This is a genomic window from Candidatus Poribacteria bacterium (assembly GCA_021295755.1).
Classification (GTDB): domain Bacteria; phylum Poribacteria; class WGA-4E; order WGA-4E; family PCPOR2b; genus PCPOR2b.
The window spans coordinates 38,347-39,759 of sequence record JAGWBT010000045.1 but is presented as its reverse complement, the minus strand read 5'-3'; the positions used below and the strand labels follow the sequence as shown (position 1 = coordinate 39,759).

Here is a 1,413-nt window from a genome sequence, read left to right as displayed (position 1 = left end):
CAGTTTGCACAGCGCGCAAGAGGTTGAGACAGAGGTTCAGCCACCAGATCTCCGTACGCGCAAGTCTGGCAGCGATTGGGCTCGTTTCTTGGGTCCGACAGGAGACGGCAAATCCCCTGAAACATCCCTCCTTACCTCGTGGCCGCCGACCGGCCCGCCCGTCGTTTGGGAAAAGGAAATCGGAACCAGCTACGGTACGCCAACCGTTTCTCAAGGACGGTTGTTCATGTTCAATCGTCACGGTGGATCGGCTCGCTTAACTTGCATGAAAAGTGAAACCGGCGATGAACTGTGGCGATTTGAGTATCCGACAGACTATGAGGACCTATACGGCTACAATAATGGTCCCCGAACCTGTCCGGTCGTTGATAGGAACCGTGTCTACATTTTGGGGCCCAAAGGTATGTTGTACTGCATAGCTGTTTCGGACGGAAAAATGTTGTGGAGTCTAGACACCACTGAGAAATTTCACGTTGTTCAGAACTTTTTCGGCGTCGGATCCGCCCCGGTGGTTGAAGGCGAATTGTTGATTGTTCAGATTGGCGGTTCACCGCCGGGGCGCCCCAGAACGCTACTCGACACCCGCGAGCCCGTTCAAGGAAACGGCAGCGGTATCGTCGCTTTTAATAAGTCGACCGGCGAAGTTGTCTATCAAATCACCGATGAACTAGCAAGCTACACGACGCCGACGCTTGCCACAATCAACGGTCGCCGATGGTGTTTCGCCTTTGCCCGCGGCGGTTTGGTTGGTTTTGAGCCTCACACTGGAACGGTGGACTTCCACTACCCGTGGCGTGCCAAAAAGTTTGAATCCGTCAATGCTTCCACTCCGGTCGTCGTGGACGATCTGGTGTTTATCAGTGAGACATACGGTCTAGGCAGTTCGCTACTGAAAGTCCGTCCGGGCGGATACGAGGTGGTCTGGAAAGATTCCGAACGTCGTCGCAATAAAGCGATGCAATTACATTGGAACACGGCTATCCATCACGAAGGTTATCTCTACGGTTACAGCGGACGGCATTCCAGAGGATGCGAACTGCGTTGTGTTGAGTTACGAACGGGAAAGGTGGTCTGGACGCATCGTGTTCATGAACGTGGATCGCTGCTATATGCAGATGAGCACTTTATTAGTTTGGGTGAATTCGGCACATTGTCCCTGATTCGTCCCACGCCTGAAAAATTCGACCTTGTATCGAAGGTTTTGCTAATCAACGAACATGGCGAAGAACGGATCAGATATCCGGCTTGGGCAGCACCGGTTCTCTCAAATGGGTTGCTCTACCTCCGTGGCAAAGATCGACTGGTCTGCTTGGATCTGATGCCTTAAAACGAATTATAGGTAGCTAGACAACGATTTCATTATTCAATCCGCTCACCGACTTTCCCATTCACCAACAACCGGATAGAACGTCC

Annotated in this window: 1 protein-coding gene; it reads left to right on the top strand. The window is 52.2% G+C overall.

Features of this window, described 5'->3' with window-relative positions:
- Positions 1-4: 4 nt before the first annotated feature.
- Positions 5-1,327: a PQQ-like beta-propeller repeat protein gene (locus tag J4G02_08595; GenBank protein ID MCE2394629.1), complete on the top strand. Its 1,323-nt coding sequence runs from the start codon at positions 5-7 to the stop codon at positions 1,325-1,327.
- Positions 1,328-1,413 lie beyond the last annotated feature (86 nt).